This is a genomic window from Trinickia acidisoli (assembly GCF_017315725.1).
GTDB lineage: Bacteria > Pseudomonadota > Gammaproteobacteria > Burkholderiales > Burkholderiaceae > Trinickia > Trinickia acidisoli.
This window is the reverse complement of sequence record NZ_JAFLRG010000001.1, coordinates 737893-752976: the sequence shown is the minus strand read 5'-3', so window position 1 is coordinate 752976 and position 15084 is coordinate 737893. Positions and strand designations below refer to the sequence as shown.

At 65.6% G+C, this 15084-nt stretch carries 14 protein-coding genes; 10 read left to right on the top strand and 4 right to left on the bottom strand.

Annotated features, from left to right (window positions below; translation table 11 throughout):
- Positions 1 to 55: 55 nt before the first annotated feature.
- Together J3485_RS03510 and J3485_RS03505 are read left to right on the top strand one after the other, a co-directional pair.
- Positions 56 to 457: a VOC family protein gene (locus J3485_RS03510; RefSeq protein WP_206951185.1), complete on the top strand. Its 402-nt coding sequence runs from the start codon at positions 56 to 58 to the stop codon at positions 455 to 457.
- 82 nt (positions 458 to 539) lie between these two features.
- The gene (locus tag J3485_RS03505; RefSeq protein ID WP_206951184.1) at positions 540 to 1259 is read left to right on the top strand and encodes a helix-turn-helix transcriptional regulator; all 720 of its coding nucleotides are present in this window, start codon (positions 540 to 542) and stop codon (positions 1257 to 1259) included.
- A gap of 43 nt (positions 1260 to 1302) precedes the next feature.
- On the opposite strand, the gene J3485_RS03500 is transcribed toward J3485_RS03505, so the two are convergent.
- The 3 genes from J3485_RS03500 to J3485_RS03490 are packed head-to-tail and all read right to left on the bottom strand — an operon-like array spanning position 1303 to position 4244.
- Positions 1303 to 2757, bottom strand: coding sequence for an NAD(P)(+) transhydrogenase (Re/Si-specific) subunit beta (locus J3485_RS03500; RefSeq protein ID WP_206951183.1), 1455 nt, complete (start codon positions 2755 to 2757; stop codon positions 1303 to 1305).
- Complete coding sequence (locus J3485_RS03495) at positions 2758 to 3078, bottom strand: proton-translocating transhydrogenase family protein (protein ID WP_102643857.1); 321 nt, start codon at positions 3076 to 3078, stop codon at positions 2758 to 2760.
- Between the two features lie 11 nt (positions 3079 to 3089).
- Positions 3090 to 4244, bottom strand: coding sequence for a Re/Si-specific NAD(P)(+) transhydrogenase subunit alpha (locus tag J3485_RS03490; protein WP_206951182.1), 1155 nt, complete (start codon positions 4242 to 4244; stop codon positions 3090 to 3092).
- Between the two features lie 367 nt (positions 4245 to 4611).
- Here J3485_RS03490 and J3485_RS03485 point away from each other — a divergent pair, with 367 nt between their 5' ends.
- The 3 genes from J3485_RS03485 (at position 4612) to J3485_RS03475 (ending at position 8091) form a co-directional block, all read left to right on the top strand.
- Complete coding sequence (locus tag J3485_RS03485; RefSeq protein ID WP_206951181.1) at positions 4612 to 5094, top strand: NUDIX hydrolase; 483 nt, start codon at positions 4612 to 4614, stop codon at positions 5092 to 5094.
- Positions 5095 to 5108: 14 nt separating this feature from the next.
- Positions 5109 to 6275 (top strand): tRNA 2-thiouridine(34) synthase MnmA, encoded by a 1167-nt coding sequence (gene mnmA, locus J3485_RS03480; protein ID WP_309477033.1) that lies wholly within the window; start codon positions 5109 to 5111, stop codon positions 6273 to 6275.
- 199 nt (positions 6276 to 6474) lie between these two features.
- A complete protein-coding gene (locus J3485_RS03475; protein WP_206951179.1) occupies positions 6475 to 8091 on the top strand; it encodes an FMN-binding glutamate synthase family protein in 1617 nt (538 codons plus the stop codon).
- Between the two features lie 49 nt (positions 8092 to 8140).
- On the opposite strand, the gene J3485_RS03470 is transcribed toward J3485_RS03475, so the two are convergent.
- Positions 8141 to 8752 (bottom strand): glutathione S-transferase family protein, encoded by a 612-nt coding sequence (locus J3485_RS03470; protein WP_206951178.1) that lies wholly within the window; start codon positions 8750 to 8752, stop codon positions 8141 to 8143.
- A gap of 259 nt (positions 8753 to 9011) precedes the next feature.
- Between J3485_RS03470 and J3485_RS03465 the strand changes: the two genes are divergently transcribed.
- The 5 genes from J3485_RS03465 (at position 9012) to purH (ending at position 14799) form a co-directional block, all read left to right on the top strand.
- The gene (locus J3485_RS03465; protein WP_206951177.1) at positions 9012 to 10415 is read left to right on the top strand and encodes an aminopeptidase P N-terminal domain-containing protein; all 1404 of its coding nucleotides are present in this window, start codon (positions 9012 to 9014) and stop codon (positions 10413 to 10415) included.
- A gap of 4 nt (positions 10416 to 10419) precedes the next feature.
- Positions 10420 to 11724 (top strand): UbiH/UbiF/VisC/COQ6 family ubiquinone biosynthesis hydroxylase, encoded by a 1305-nt coding sequence (locus J3485_RS03460; protein WP_206951176.1) that lies wholly within the window; start codon positions 10420 to 10422, stop codon positions 11722 to 11724.
- 176 nt (positions 11725 to 11900) lie between these two features.
- The gene (gene dusB / locus J3485_RS03455; RefSeq protein ID WP_206955620.1) at positions 11901 to 12965 is read left to right on the top strand and encodes a tRNA dihydrouridine synthase DusB; all 1065 of its coding nucleotides are present in this window, start codon (positions 11901 to 11903) and stop codon (positions 12963 to 12965) included.
- Positions 12962 to 13195, top strand: coding sequence for a Fis family transcriptional regulator (locus tag J3485_RS03450; RefSeq protein ID WP_206951175.1), 234 nt, complete (start codon positions 12962 to 12964; stop codon positions 13193 to 13195). Before dusB ends, J3485_RS03450 begins: the two co-directional genes overlap by 4 nt.
- A gap of 38 nt (positions 13196 to 13233) precedes the next feature.
- Positions 13234 to 14799, top strand: coding sequence for a bifunctional phosphoribosylaminoimidazolecarboxamide formyltransferase/IMP cyclohydrolase (gene purH / locus J3485_RS03445; protein ID WP_206951174.1), 1566 nt, complete (start codon positions 13234 to 13236; stop codon positions 14797 to 14799).
- Positions 14800 to 15084 lie beyond the last annotated feature (285 nt).

Here is a 15084-nt window from a genome sequence, read left to right as displayed (position 1 = left end):
TCATGCGCTCACCAGCGCTTGCCCAGCCTGCTTCCCCACGTCGACGGAGATTGTCATGACCGCTACTGCCACTGCCACGCGCGTTATTTCCTGGTTCGAAATTCCCGCGCTCGATTTCGAGCGGGCCGTTCGCTTCTACGAAGCCGCACTCGATCAGCCGTTGCGGCGCGAAGTCTTCGGCGGCGTGCCGATGGCCGTCTTCGCGCACGACGATGAGGCCACCGGCGGCGCGATCATCTGCAACCCGCGCGACATGCGGCCCTCCGTGACGGGCGACGGCGTCACCGTCTACCTGAACGCCGAGCCGACGCTGCGGGCCACGCTCGATCGAATCGCGCCGGCCGGCGGCAGGATCGACGGCTCGATCGTCGAGCTGCCGGACGAGATCGGCTACATCGCGTTCATCATCGATACGGAAGGCAATCGCATCGGGCTGCATTCGCGCACGCTGCGCTAGGGTCTGCTCGCGCGAATGGCTGGCTTGCGCTAGGGCCTGTTCACGCTCATTTCAGGCCTCTGCCCTACGATAAACTTCCGCCATGACCCGACGCGCCGATCGCCTCTTCCAGATTGCCGAATTGCTGCGCGGCCGGCGCCTCACGACCGCGCGGCAATTGGCCGAATGGCTCCATGTGTCGCAGCGCACCGTGTATCGCGACGTGCGCGACCTGCAGCTATCGGGCGTACCGATCGAGGGCGAAGCGGGTATCGGTTATCGACTGAGCCGCTCGGCGAGCCTTCCGCCGCTGACGTTTACGGCCGAGGAGCTCGCCGCGCTCGCAGCGGGCGCGCGGATGATCGAAACCTGGGGCGGTGCTGCGCTCGCCGGGGGCGCCCGCAGCGCGCTGGCGAAGGTGGCGTCGGCGATGCCGGCCGACAAGCGAGCGACGCTCGAGCGGCTGGCCGTGTTCGCGCCCTCGTTTCACATCGATCGCGAGTTTTCGGAGAAGGTGGACACGCTGCACCGGTCTGTCGATACGCGGCACGTCGTGAGCTTTGCGTACCGCGACCGGCTCGGCGCGAATACGGAGCGGCGCATCTGGCCGCTCAGCCTCGTCTATTGGGGCGGGCGTTGGACGGTCGGCGCCTGGTGCGAACTACGCGGCGACTTCCGCAACTTCGACATCGCGCAAATGACGCACGTCGCCCAGCACGAGACGTTTCCCGACATGGAAGGGCGGCGCCTCGCCGATTACCTGCGCCGCGTCGAAGCCCCCTCGGATCGGCCGTCAACGCCACGCTCGACAGCGAACCGATAATGCGCTGCCGGCCGCTGCGCGAGCAGAGGCCGGCACGCAAACATCATTCGACCGACTTCACCATGTCCTCGATGACTTTCTTCGCGTCGCCGAAGACCATCATCGTCTTGTCCATGTAGAACAGCTCGTTGTCGAGCCCCGCATAGCCGGCCGCCATCGAGCGCTTATTGACGATGACCGTGCGCGCCTTGTACGCCTCGATGATCGGCATCCCCGCGATCGGCGATTTCGGATCGTTCTTCGCCGCCGGATTGACCACGTCGTTCGCTCCGAGCACGAGCACGACGTCGGTCTGGCCGAACTCGTTGTTGATGTCCTCCATCTCGTAGACCAAGTCGTACGGCACCTCGGCCTCCGCCAGCAGCACGTTCATGTGGCCCGGCATGCGCCCCGCCACCGGATGGATTGCATAGCGAACGTCCACGCCCTTCTCGATCAGCTTGTCCGTCAGCTCCTTGAGCGCATGCTGCGCCCGCGCCACCGCCAGCCCATAGCCCGGAACGATCACCACCGACTCCGCGTTGCCGAGCATGAACGAAGCATCCTCGGCCGAGCCCGATTTCACCGGCCGCTGCTCGCCCGTGCCGCCTTGCGCCGCCGCGCCCGGCTCCGCACCGAACCCGCCGAGCAGCACGTTGAAGAACGAGCGGTTCATCGCATGACACATGATGTACGACAGAATCGCACCCGAGGAGCCCACCAGCGACCCGGCAATGATCAGCATCGCGTTGTTCAGCGAGAAGCCGATGCCTGCTGCCGCCCAGCCCGAGTACGAGTTCAGCATCGAGACGACGACGGGCATGTCCGCCCCGCCGATCGGGATGATGATCAGCACCCCCAGCGCGAAGGCGATGACCGTCATGATGATGAACGGCAGCCACGACTGCGTCAGGAAGAAGATGATGCCGAAGCCGAGCATGCCGAGCGCGAGCATCAGGTTGATCAGATGCTGGCCCGGATAGACGACGGGCGCGCCCTGAAACAGCCGGAACTTGTACTTGCCCGAGAGCTTGCCGAACGCGATGACCGAACCCGAGAACGTGATCGCCCCAACGAACGTGCCGATGAAGAGCTCGATCCGGTTGCCGTACGGCAGGAAGCCGACGTCGGGCGCACCGGGCGGCACGAGCCCGAACGCGGCCGGCTCGCTGACGACGGCGTACGCAATGGCCACGGCCGCCAGACCGATCAGCGAGTGCATGGCCGCGACGAGTTCGGGCATCTTCGTCATTTCGACACGAGCCGCGACATAGGCCCCTACCGCGCCCCCGACGACGAGCGCCGCGAACAGCAGGCTCAAGCCCAGCGTCAGGTTCGAGCCGAGCAGCGCCGCTTGCTTGACGATCAGCGCGATCGTGGTGAGGATCGCGATCGCCATACCGGCCATGCCGAACGCGTTGCCGGCGCGCGCGCTCTTCGGATTGGATAGCCCTTTGAGCGCTTGAATGAAGCAGACCGAGGCAACGAGGTAGAGCAGCGTGACGACGTTTATGCTCATTTACGCACCCTCCTTCTTCGCCGCTTTCTTCGGTTCCTTCTTCTTGAACATCTCGAGCATGCGCCGTGTCACGAGAAAGCCCCCGAACACGTTCACGGCCGCCAGCAGCACGGCGAACGTGCCGAAGAACTTGGCCTGCCCACCCACGGTGAGCCCCGTGGCGAGCATCGCGCCGACGATGACGATCGCCGAGATGGCATTGGTCACGGCCATCAGCGGCGTGTGCAGCGCGGGGGTGACGTTCCAGACGACGTGGTAGCCGACGTAGACGGCCAGCACGAAGATGATCAGGTTGATGACGGTGTGATTGATGATTTCCATCGCCTCGCTCCTTATGTCGACTTGCGGGTGACGGCGCCGTCGCGCGCGATCAGCGTTTGCGCCACGATGTCGTCGCTCATGTCGATGTTCAATGCGCCTTCCTTGGTCACGATCAGCTTGAGGAAATCGAACAAGTTGCGCGCATAGAGCGAGGAGGCGTCGGCCGCGACCATCGCCGGCAGGTTCGTGTGGCCCACGATCGTCACGCCATGCTTGGTCACCACCTTGTCCGGCTCGGTGAGCGGGCAATTGCCCCCGCGCACGCCAGGCAGCCCAGCCAGTTCCGCCCCACGCCCCGCGGCCAGATCGACGACGACCGAGCCCGGGCGCATCGCCTGCACCGTTTCGCTCGATAGCAGCATCGGTGCGTCGCGCCCTGGGATCAGTGCCGTCGTGATGACGATGTCGGCGGCTTTGGCACGCTCGTGCACGGCTGCCGATTGACGCGCGAGCCACGAAGGCGGCATCGGCCGCGCGTAGCCGCCCACGCCTTCGGCCGCCTCGCGCTCTTCCTGCGTTTCATAGGGCACGTCGATGAACTTGGCGCCCAGCGATTCGATCTGCTCCTTCACGGCCGGACGCACGTCGGAGGCTTCGATCACGGCGCCCAGGCGCTTGGCCGTGGCAATAGCCTGCAAACCGGCCACCCCGGCACCGAGAATCAACACGCGCGCGGCTTTGACGGTGCCGGCGGCCGTCATCAGCATCGGCATGAAGCGCGGATAGAGGTCGGCGGCGATCAGCACGGCTTTGTAGCCGGCGATGTTCGCCTGCGAGGAGAGCACGTCCAGGCTTTGCGCGCGCGTGGTACGCGGTGCGGCTTCGAGCGCGAACGCCGTCAGGCCGGCTTGAGCCAGGCGCGCCGCGTTCTCGGCATTGAACGGCTCGAGCATGCCCGCGAGCACGGCGCCGCGCTTGACCAGCGCAAGCTCGGTTTCGCTCGGCGATTGCACCTTGAGGATGAGCTCGGCGGCAAACGCCGCGTCGGCTTCGACAAGCTCCGCACCGACAGCGGCATAGGCGTCGTCGGTGAAGCTGGCGGCCGCTCCCGCGCCGCGTTCGATCGTAACGCGATGCCCTGCTTGGACGTACTTCTTCACCGTCTCGGGCGTCGCGGCGACGCGGGCTTCGTGCGCGCGCGTCTCGGCTGGCACTCCGATGTGCACGTTATATCCTCCTCACCTGCTCGTGAATGACACGAAGATGGAGCCGACGATGCTGCGTGCCGACTCCACTGCTTGAATAGGGCTGAATACCGCTTGAATACGTTGACACGACTGCGAGAAAACGTCGGGCCGCCCGGTGCTTGGCTTCTTCCCTTTGGTGCCTGTCGTGGTGCGACAGGCACGAGGGCCCGCTCAACCGGTGCTGCGGCTTCCTGAGCACGGCACGCTGAGCGTCACTTTAACCGAAGTCGCCCGAATCTTTGAAAATAGGTGTCACAAAGAATCGACCGCTCAATTCGGTTGCCCGCCGAGCACCGCATGTATGCGCCGTCGGCAACACGTGCCGCCAACCGGTAAAATGGCGGCCATGAAACAGGAACGCTGGACGCCCCGCGTCACCGTGGCGGCCGTCGTCGAACACGAAGGCCGCTTTCTGCTCGTCGAAGAGCAAACGTCGGAAGGATTGCGGATCAATCAGCCGGCCGGACATCTGGAATCGGGCGAGACGCTGACGCAAGCCGTCGTGCGTGAAACGCGCGAGGAAACCGCGCTGGCGCTCGTGCCGGAAGCGCTCGTCGGCGTCTACATGACGCATATCGATCTCCCGGACGGCGGCGCCACGTATCTACGGTTCACGTTCTGCGGACGCCACGAGGCGCTCGCACAGCCGGGCCCGCTCGATACGGGCATCGTCCGCACGCTGTGGCTGACGCCCGACGAGCTGCGCGCGTGCCGAGGGCGCCATCGCACGCCGCTCGTCCTGCGCTCGGTCGACGATTACCTCGCGGGCCGGCGTTTCCCGCTCGACTTCGTGCATACGCATTCGGTCGGGCCTCCTAACGGCAAGTAACAACGCAGTCGGTCATTCGTTCAATGAGTAAGCAAAGAGTCGTGGTAGGGATGTCGGGCGGTGTCGATTCGTCGGTGACCGCGTGGCTGCTCAAGGAAGCGGGCTACGACGTCGTTGGCCTGTTCATGAAGAACTGGGAAGACGACGACGACAGCGAGTACTGCTCGACGCGGCAGGACTGGATCGACGTCGTCTCGGTGGCGGATCTGATCGGCATCGACGTCGAAGCGGTGAATTTCGCGGCCGAATACAAGGAGCGCGTGTTCGCCGAGTTCCTGCGCGAGTATTCGGCGGGCCGCACGCCGAACCCCGACGTCCTGTGCAACGCCGAGATCAAATTCAAGGCGTTTCTCGATCACGCAATGGCGCTCGGCGCCGAGACGATCGCGACGGGCCACTATGCGCGCGTGCGCGAAGTCGACGGCCGCTTCGAATTGCTCAAGGCCACGGATTCGACGAAAGACCAGTCGTACTTCCTGCACCGTCTGAATCAAGCGCAGTTGTCGAAAACGCTGTTTCCGCTCGGCGAAATCCCGAAGACGGAAGTGCGCGCGATCGCCGCATCGATCGGCCTGCCCAACGCGAAGAAGAAGGACTCGACCGGCATCTGCTTCATCGGCGAGCGGCCGTTTCGCGAGTTTCTCAATCGCTACCTGCCGACCAAGCCTGGCCCGATGAAGACGCCCGACGGCAAGATCGTCGGTGAGCATGTCGGGCTCGCGTTCTATACGCTCGGTCAGCGCAAGGGCATCGGCATCGGCGGCAGCAAGGCCGGCAGCGGCGAGCCGTGGTTCGTCGCGAGCAAGGACATGGCAGCCAACACACTCTATGTCGTACAAGGTCACGACCACCCTTGGCTGCTCGGACACACGCTCGTCGCCGGCAACACGAGCTGGGTGGCCGGCACCGCGCCCGAACCCGGCGCACGCTTCGGCGCGAAGACGCGTTACCGGCAAGCCGACGCGGCTTGCACGTTCGGCGCGCTCGCAGCAAGCGGCGCCGGCGAGCGCTTCACGCTCGCGTTCGACGAGCCGCAGTGGGCAGTAACGCCAGGGCAGTCGGCCGTGCTCTACGACGGCGACGTGTGCTTGGGCGGAGGCATCATCGAATCGGCCGAAGCAGGCAGCAGGGCACGCAGCGCGGCCGCCACCGCGACACGGACGGCCGTCGCCGCCGACTGAGCAAACGCTTCGCGCCGGCCGCGCACAGCCACCCGGCCGAGGTTTCGCCGGCAACGCACCGTCCGCCCGCGTAATTCACTGTTACCTCACGTTGCGGGCTTTCCCGGCCCCGCGCACGATCGTTCCCGATTAAACTGGCGCATCTTTCGACCACGGCGGCCTGCGCGGGAGCGAAGCTGCGCCGTTCAGGAGCTTGTCCATGTTTTATCGACGCTACTTCGCGCTCTGGTGTGCCCTGCTGTTGGCGCTTGCGTGCGCGCTACTCTCCGCGCGCCATACGATCTCCTGGCTTTGGCTCCTGGCGCCGGCCGCCCTCATCGCGGTCGGCGTCTTCGACTTGCGCCAAGCCCGTCACAGCATCTTGCGCAATTACCCGATCGCAGGCCATCTGCGCTTTTTCTTCGAATTCATTCGGCCTGAAATCCGTCAGTACTTCGTCGAAGACGACACGGAGGAAAAGCCGTTCTCGCGCGCCCAGCGCAGCATCGTCTATCAGCGCGCGAAGAACGAGCCCGACAGCCGCCCGTACGGTACCGAACTCGACGTCAAGGCGGTCGCGCACGAATGGATCAGCCATTCGCTGGCGCCGACCAAGCTCGCCTCGCACGACTTTCGCATCGTCGTCGGGGCCGAGCGCGCGCAACCGTACTCGATGTCGATCTTCAACATCTCGGCCATGAGCTTCGGCGCACTGTCGGCGAACGCAATCCGCGCACTCAACCTCGGCGCGAAAACAGGCGGCTTCGCGCATGACACAGGCGAAGGCTCGCTCTCGAAATATCACCGCGAGCACGGCGGCGACATCATTTGGGAAATCGCCTCCGGCTACTTCGGCTGCCGCAACGACGACGGCACGTTCAGCGCCGAAAAATTCGCACGCCAGGCGTGCGAACCGCAAGTGAAAATGATCGAGATCAAGCTCTCGCAAGGCGCCAAGCCGGGACACGGCGGGGTGCTGCCCGCCGCCAAGGTGACGCCCGAGATCTCCGAGGCGCGCGGCGTGCCGATGGGGCGCGACTGCATCTCGCCGGCCACGCACAGCGCGTTTTCCACGCCGCGCGGCCTGCTCGAATTCGTCGAGCGGCTGCGCACGCTATCGGGCGGCAAGCCCACCGGCTTCAAGCTCTGCATCGGCCATCCGTGGGAGTTTTTCGCGATCGCCAAGGCCATGCTCGAAACGGGCATCGTGCCCGACTTCATCGTCGTCGACGGCGCGGAAGGCGGCACCGGCGCCGCGCCGCTCGAGTTCACCGATCACATCGGCGTACCGTTGCAAGAAGGGCTGCTGCTCGTGCACAACACGCTCGTCGGCATCGGCTTGCGCGAGAAGATCCGCATCGGCGCGAGCGGCAAGATGATCACGGCTTTCGACATCGCGCGCACGCTCGCGATCGGCGCCGATTGGGTCAACTCGGCGCGCGGCTTCATGTTCGCCGTGGGCTGCATTCAGGCGCAAACGTGCCACACGGGACGCTGTCCGACGGGCGTCGCAACACAAGACCCCGTACGCCAGCGTGCGCTCGTCGTGCCCGACAAATCGGAGCGCGTCTTCAATTTCCATCGCAACACGCTGCACGCGCTGCAAGAGATCGTCCAGGCCGCGGGGCTCGAGCACCCGTCGGAACTGCGTGCGCATCACATCGTGCGCCGCGTCTCGTCGCACGAGGTTCAACTGATGTCGGAGCTGCTCAAGTACGTGGAGCCGAACGACCTCGTCAACGGCACCTACCGCTACTCGCTCTACGAAAAATGGTGGCCGCTCGCCGATAGCGATTCGTTTTCGCCGAAGGCCCTCGCGCCGTTGGCAACGGCCTGACGCACCCGGACGAGATCAGGCTCCACGACGCGCTTGGCCAGGCGGCGCGTCAATTGGGAGTCGTGTCGATGAACGATTGGCGCTGCGCCAGTTTCGCGAAATGCTTCTCGAGATTCGGATACTTCTCGCGCCAATTGAGATCCGACATCCGAAAATCCAGGTAGCCGAGCGCGCAGCCAACGGCGACGTCGGCCAGCGAATAGTGGTTGTTGGCGCACCAGGGCTTGCCGGCAAGCCCTTGCGACATCGCCACGAGCCCCTCGTCGATCTTGCGCCGCTGACGCGCCACCCAGCCTTCGTTACGCTGGCTTTCCTCGCGCTGCGTTCCCTCGAGACGGATCAGGACGGCCGCGTCGAGCATGCCGTCGGCGAGCGCTTCCCAGCAGCGCACTTCGACGCGCTCGCGCCCCGATTGCGGAATCAGCTTGCCGACAGGCGAGAGCGTATCGACGTACTCGCAGATCACACGCGAATCGAATACGGCCTCGCCGTCCTCCATGACGAGGCAGGGCACCTTGCCGATCGGATTGAACGTATGAATGGTCGTGTCGGGCGACCAGACATCTTCGAGCACGAATTGATAGTCGATCTTCTTTTCGGCGAGCACGATCCGCGCCTTGCGGACGTAGGGGCTCGCGAGCGAACCGATTAATTTCATCATCTGCCTTTGTCTCAAGAAAACGCCGGACCGCCCCGCATCGCTTCGCGTCCGCCGCGTCGTGCGCGCGGCACGCCCACGCTGCGCCGGCGACGGCTTCGCGCGGGAGTCGGTTCGGGGGGCCCCTGAAGTGCGAGAAAGAGTATAACGTCGCCGGCGCCCGAAACGACGTACCGAAACCACATACCCAAACGCCATCATATCGGCTGGAGAGGCCGCAGCCCCCAGCGTAGCCGGCCCGTTTGAGCAGTACAATCGCACGATGAATACGCTGACCGAATCCCCCATCGCCGTCTCTGTCCACCAAGCGCGGCGCGAACGCCTGCTCGCCGCCATGCGCGCCGCGGGCGGCGGCGTCGCGCTCGTGCCGACGGCACCCGAGGTGCTGCGCAACCGCGATACCGACTATCCGTATCGCCATGACAGCTATTTCTTCTACTTGAGCGGTTTTGCCGAACCGCAGTCGTTCATCGTCCTGGACGCGACGGCGCCAGAGGGCGAGCCGCAATCGATTCTCTTTTGCCGGACGAAAAACGCCGAGCGCGAAACCTGGGAGGGATTCCATTACGGCCCCGAGGCGGCGCGCGAAGCGTTCGGATTCGATGCCGCGTTTGCGATCGAAGACCTCGACGCGCAAGTGCCGCGCATCATCGCCGACGCCCCCGCCCTCTTCTACGGGTTCGGCCGCTCGGCCGAGTTCGACGCGCAGGTGCGGCGCTGGCTCGAAGCCGTGCGCGCGCAAAGCCGCAGCGGCGTCGTCGCGCCCGTCAAGCTCGTCGATGCCCTACCGGTCCTCGACGACATGCGCCTCGTCAAGGACGAGCACGAGCTCGCGATCATGCGTCAGGCCGCGCGGATTTCAGCGCAGGCGCATCGGCGCGCGATGCAGATATGCCGCCCGGGTATGCGGGAGTACGAACTCGAAGCCGAGTTGCTCTATACGTTTCGCCGCCACGGGGCGCAAGCGCCCGCGTACGGCTCGATCGTCGCGGCCGGCGCGAATGCCTGCGTGCTGCACTATCCGGCCGGCAACGCGATCGCCCGCGACGGCGACCTCATCCTCATCGACGCCGCCTGCGAACTGGACGGCTATGCATCCGACATTACGCGCACGTTCCCCGCGAACGGGCGCTTCTCGCCCGCTCAGCGCGAGCTCTACGACATCGTGCTGGCGGCGCAGCAAGCGGCGATCGACGCCACCCGCCCCGGCGTGAGCTTCGAGGCGCCGCACGACGCGGCCGTGCGCGTGCTCGCGCAAGGGCTGCTCGATACGGGCATCGTCGATCGCACGAAGTACGCATCGGTCGACGACGTCATCGCCGAGCGCGCCTATTCGCGCTTTTACATGCACCGCACGGGTCATTGGATCGGCATGGACGTGCACGATTGCGGCGACTATCGCGAACGCACGGCGCCGCCCGACGCCACCGGCGCGTTGCCATGGCGCACGCTGCAGGCGTCGATGGCGCTGACGATCGAGCCAGGCCTGTACGTGCGGGCCGCGCCGGACGTGCCTGAGCACTATTGGAACATCGGCATTCGCATCGAGGACGACGCGATCGTCACCGAAGACGGATGTGTCCTGATCACGCGCGACGTACCCGTCGCGGCCGACGCGATCGAGGCGCTGATGCGCGATGCCCGGCAGGCATCGCCTTCCGCCTGAAGCCATGAGCGACATTCGTCCTTTGCCCGCGCCGCATGAGTTCGACGTGACGATCGTCGGCGCGGGGCCCGTCGGTCTCGCGCTGGCGGCTTGGCTCGCGCGGCGCAGCGCGAGCGCGGGGCTGTCGGTGGCACTCGTCGACGCGCGCGACCCGCAGGCCACGGCCGGCGATCCGCGCGCGATCGCCATCTCGGAAGGCAGCAGGATGCTGCTCGAGCCGTTCGGTGCGTGGCCGGCCGATGCCAATGCAATCGAGCGCATTCACGTTTCGCAACGTGGCCGCTTCGGGCGCACGCTGATCGAGCGCGGCGAACACGGCCTGCCGGCGCTCGGCTACGTCGCGCGCTATGGGTCGATCGTCCATGCGCTGGCCGGGGCCGTGCGCCGCACGCAAGCGCATTGGTTCACGTCGTGCCGCGCACTAGCGCCACAGGTCGAGCCCGGCGACGCGTTCGTCACGCTGCCGATCGAAAGCGCACATCTGCAGCGCGCCCTCAGGACGCGCGTACTCATCAATGCCGAAGGCGGGCTATACGGGCAAGCGCATGGAAAGCGGCCCCATCCGGAGCCGGCCGATGCCGAAACCGATCGCCGCACGGCCGGCCCCGCCAAGCAGCAACAGGCAGCGCACGCCGATGCGGCCAGCGCGCATCTCGCGGCCAAGCGCGAAACGCGCGACTACGGCCAAACGGCGATCGTCGGCACCGTCACCGTCTCGGCGCCGCAGCCTCACGTCGCGTGGGAGCGATTCACCGACGCAGGCCCGATCGCCCTACTGCCGATGGGCGGCGTGCGCCAAGCCGACTACGCGCTCGTCTGGTGCATGAAGCCCGAGGAAGCGGCGCGCCGCGGCGAGCTGTCCGACGCAGTACTGCTGGCGGAACTCGCCATCGCGTTCGGCGAGCGCATGGGCCGCTTCGAGTCGATCAAGGGGCGCGCGACGTTCCCGCTCGGGCTCATCGCTGCGCAAACGCTGGTCGAGGGCCGCATCGCGTCGATCGGCAACGCGGCGCAGACGTTGCACCCCGTGGCCGGACAGGGCTTGAACCTCGGGCTGCGCGATGCGCACGCGCTTGCCGATGCGCTCGGTCATGCGGGCGCCACGCCCGAAGCGCTCGCGCGATTCGCACGCCGGCGCGCCTTCGATCGCCGCATGACGATCGGCGCGACCGACACGCTCGCACGGCTGTTTACGATCGATTTTGCTCCTTTGGCGGCACTGCGCGGCCTCGCGCTGACGGCGCTCGAGTGCATGCCGCCGGTCAAGACGGCACTCGCGCGCCAGATGATGTTCGGTCAGCGCCGCTAGGGAGCAGGCTTGCGCGTTGCCGAGCGTGCAAGCCGGGCCGGTCGCGAGGGTATCGGTCGTCCCGGCGCTCTCGCCCTCTCGCCCTCTCGGCCGGCGGTTAACGGTAAAATGCGCGTTTCCCTGGTCGCCTTCCCACGCTCGTGCCTTGACGGTATGGGCGGACGCTTCTTTTCATGATGCCCACGCTCGGCTCGCACACTCTGCGCAACAACCTTTTCGTCGCTCCGATGGCGGGCGTGACGGATCGGCCGTTCCGCCAGCTTTGCAAGCGGCTCGGCGCCGGCTACGCCGTGTCCGAAATGGTCGCATCGAACGCGCAGCTCTGGAAAAGCGAGAAGACCATGCGCCGCGCGAATCATGCGGGCGAAGTCGAGCCGATCGCGGTGCAGATCGCGGGGGCCGACCCGGCGATGATGGCCGAAGCGGCGCGCTACAACGTCGACAACGGCGCCCAGATCATCGACATCAACATGGGATGCCCGGCCAAGAAGGTCTGCAACGTCGCGGCCGGCTCGGCCCTGCTGCAAAACGAGCCGCTCGTCACGCGCATCGTCGAGGCCGTCGTCGAAGCAGTCGGCAGCGGGCCCGGCGCAGTACCGGTCACGCTGAAAATCCGCACCGGCTGGAACCGCGAGAACCGCAATGCCGTGCGCATCGCACGGCTGGCCGAGGCCGCCGGCGTTTCGATGCTGACGGTGCACGGCCGCACGCGGGCCGATCTTTACCACGGCGAGGCCGAGTACGACACGATCGCGGCCGTCAAGGCGGCCGTGCGCATTCCCGTCGTCGCCAACGGCGACATCGATTCGCCGGCCAAGGCACGCGCCGTACTCGCGGCAACGGGCGCGGACGCGATCATGATCGGCCGGGCGGCGCAAGGACGCCCGTGGCTCTTTCGCGAAATCGAGCATTTCCTTATGACGGGCGAGCTGCTGCCGCCGCCGCGCATCGCCGAAATCCGGCAAGTGATGAACGAGCATCTCGAGGATCACTATGCGTTTTACGGCGAATATACGGGCGTGCGCACAGCGCGCAAGCACATCGGCTGGTACACTCGCGGCCTTTCCGGCGCCAATGCGTTCCGGCACCGGATGAATACGCTCGATACCACCCGCGAGCAGCTCGTCGCAGTCAACACGTTTTTCGACGAGCAGCAGGCGTTGTCGGACCGGCTCGTCTATGTCGACGAGGACACGCCCGAGCACGCCACGCCGAACCGCAACGAACCTTTAGCAGCATGAGCAAGCACAACATCGAACAATGCGTCCGCGACAGCCTGGGCATGTACTTCCAGGACCTCGACGGCGCCAACCCGCACGACATCTATGACATGGTGATGTCCTGCGTCGAGAAACCGATGCTCGAGGTGGTGCTCGAGCGGGCCGGCGGCAATCAGTCGCTGGCCGCCGAATATCTCGGCATCAACCGCAACACGTTGCGCAAGAAGCTGCAGCAGCACGGCCTGCTGTAACGCGCCACCTTCGTTCCTTTCCGGCCTTCTCTCCCATCATGATCAAGCAAGCGCTCATTTCCGTCTCCGACAAATCCGGCATCGTCGAATTCGCTCGTTCGCTGTCGGGGCTCGGCGTCAAGATCCTGTCGACGGGCGGCACAGCGAAGCTGCTCGCCGACGCCGGCCTACCGGTTACCGAAGTGGCCGATTACACCGGCTTTCCCGAGATGCTCGACGGGCGCGTCAAAACGCTGCATCCGAAGGTCCACGGCGGCATCCTGGCGCGTCGCGATTTGCCCGAACATATGGCCGCGCTCGAAGCGCACGGTATTCCGACGATCGATCTGCTCGTCGTGAATCTGTACCCGTTCGTTGCGACGGTCGCGAAGGACGATTGCACGCTCGAGGACGCGATCGAGAACATCGACATTGGCGGCCCGACCATGCTGCGCTCGGCGGCCAAGAACCATCGCGACGTCACGGTCGTCGTCGATCCGGCCGACTACGCCGCCGTGCTCGACGAAATGCGCGCGAACGCCAACACGGTCGCCTACAAGACGAATTTCCGGCTCGCAACGAAGGTGTTCGCGCATACGGCGCAGTACGACGGCGCGATCACGAACTACCTGACGAGCCTCACGGACGCCCTGCAGCACACCTCGCGCAACGCGTATCCGGACACGTTGAACCTCGCGTTCGAGAAGGTGCAGGATCTGCGTTATGGCGAGAACCCGCATCAAAGCGCGGCGTTCTATCGCGGTATCTCGGTGCCTGCCGGCGCGCTGGCCGGCTACCGCCAATTGCAGGGCAAAGCGCTTTCGTACAACAACATCGCCGACGCCGACGCGGCGTGGGAATGCGTGAAGACGTTCGACGCGCCGGCCTGCGTCATCGTCAAGCATGCGAACCCGTGCGGCGTGGCAGTTGCAGAGAATCCCGCGCAAGCGTATGCGAAAGCATTCCAGACCGACCCGACCTCGGCCTTCGGCGGCATCATCGCGTTCAACCGCGAAGTGGACGAAGCAGCGGCCCAAGCGGTCACGAAGCAGTTCGTCGAAGTGCTGATCGCGCCGTCGCTGACCGACGCCGCGAAGCAAGTGCTCGCTGCGAAGCAGAACGTGCGCGTACTCGAAATCGCGTTGGGCGCGGGGCAGAATGCATTCGACTTCAAGCGCGTCGGCGGCGGTCTGCTCGTGCAATCGCCCGATGCGAAGAACGTGCTGCCGCGCGACCTGCGCGTCGTCACGAAACGTCACCCGACGCCGCAGGAAATGGACGATCTGATGTTCGCGTGGCGTGTGGCGAAGTTCGTGAAATCGAACGCAATCGTGTTCTGCGGCAAGGGCATGACGCTCGGCGTCGGCGCGGGCCAAATGAGCCGTGTCGATTCGGCACGCATCGCGAGCATCAAGGCGGAAAACGCGGGCCTTTCGCTGCAAGGCTCGGCCGTGGCATCGGATGCGTTCTTCCCGTTCCGCGACGGCCTCGACGTCGTCGTCGCCGCGGGCGCGACCTGCGTGATTCATCCGGGCGGCTCGATGCGCGACGATGAAGTCATCGCGGCAGCCGACGAACACAACATCGCGATGATCATGACGGGCGTGCGGCATTTCCGTCATTGATCGAGCCGCGAGCACGGCGAGGGCGACTCGCATCGCCGAGCACCGACGAAACCCGGCCACCGCCGGGTTTTTTTATGCCTGTGCGTAGGGCATTTCTCTCGCTTACATCGATCCGTTTCTTGCGCCGTGCGCGCTGTGCAACTCTAGCGCAATATCGCCAAGATGGCGGCCATCGCCGAGCATCACGGCATCGGGCTGCGTCCGCGCGTGAAGCGCCACAAGTGCGCACGCATCGGTGAATCGGTGAATCGGCGCCCAGAGCCGCGAGGATCGCGCAATAGGCGC

Excerpts from the sequence above, each read along its gene's own strand:
- J3485_RS03510 (WP_206951185.1), top strand. The coding sequence starts at position 56 with ATGACCGCTACTGCCACTGCCACGCGCGTTATTTCCTGGTTCGAAATT.
- J3485_RS03505 (WP_206951184.1), top strand. The coding sequence starts at position 540 with ATGACCCGACGCGCCGATCGCCTCTTCCAGATTGCCGAATTGCTGCGC.
- J3485_RS03500 (WP_206951183.1), bottom strand. The coding sequence starts at position 2,757 with ATGAGCATAAACGTCGTCACGCTGCTCTACCTCGTTGCCTCGGTCTGC.
- J3485_RS03495 (WP_102643857.1), bottom strand. The coding sequence starts at position 3,078 with ATGGAAATCATCAATCACACCGTCATCAACCTGATCATCTTCGTGCTG.
- J3485_RS03485 (WP_206951181.1), top strand. The coding sequence starts at position 4,612 with ATGAAACAGGAACGCTGGACGCCCCGCGTCACCGTGGCGGCCGTCGTC.
- J3485_RS03475 (WP_206951179.1), top strand. The coding sequence starts at position 6,475 with ATGTTTTATCGACGCTACTTCGCGCTCTGGTGTGCCCTGCTGTTGGCG.
- J3485_RS03470 (WP_206951178.1), bottom strand. The coding sequence starts at position 8,752 with ATGATGAAATTAATCGGTTCGCTCGCGAGCCCCTACGTCCGCAAGGCG.
- J3485_RS03465 (WP_206951177.1), top strand. The coding sequence starts at position 9,012 with ATGAATACGCTGACCGAATCCCCCATCGCCGTCTCTGTCCACCAAGCG.
- J3485_RS03460 (WP_206951176.1), top strand. The coding sequence starts at position 10,420 with ATGAGCGACATTCGTCCTTTGCCCGCGCCGCATGAGTTCGACGTGACG.
- dusB (WP_206955620.1), top strand. The coding sequence starts at position 11,901 with ATGCCCACGCTCGGCTCGCACACTCTGCGCAACAACCTTTTCGTCGCT.
- J3485_RS03450 (WP_206951175.1), top strand. The coding sequence starts at position 12,962 with ATGAGCAAGCACAACATCGAACAATGCGTCCGCGACAGCCTGGGCATG.
- purH (WP_206951174.1), top strand. The coding sequence starts at position 13,234 with ATGATCAAGCAAGCGCTCATTTCCGTCTCCGACAAATCCGGCATCGTC.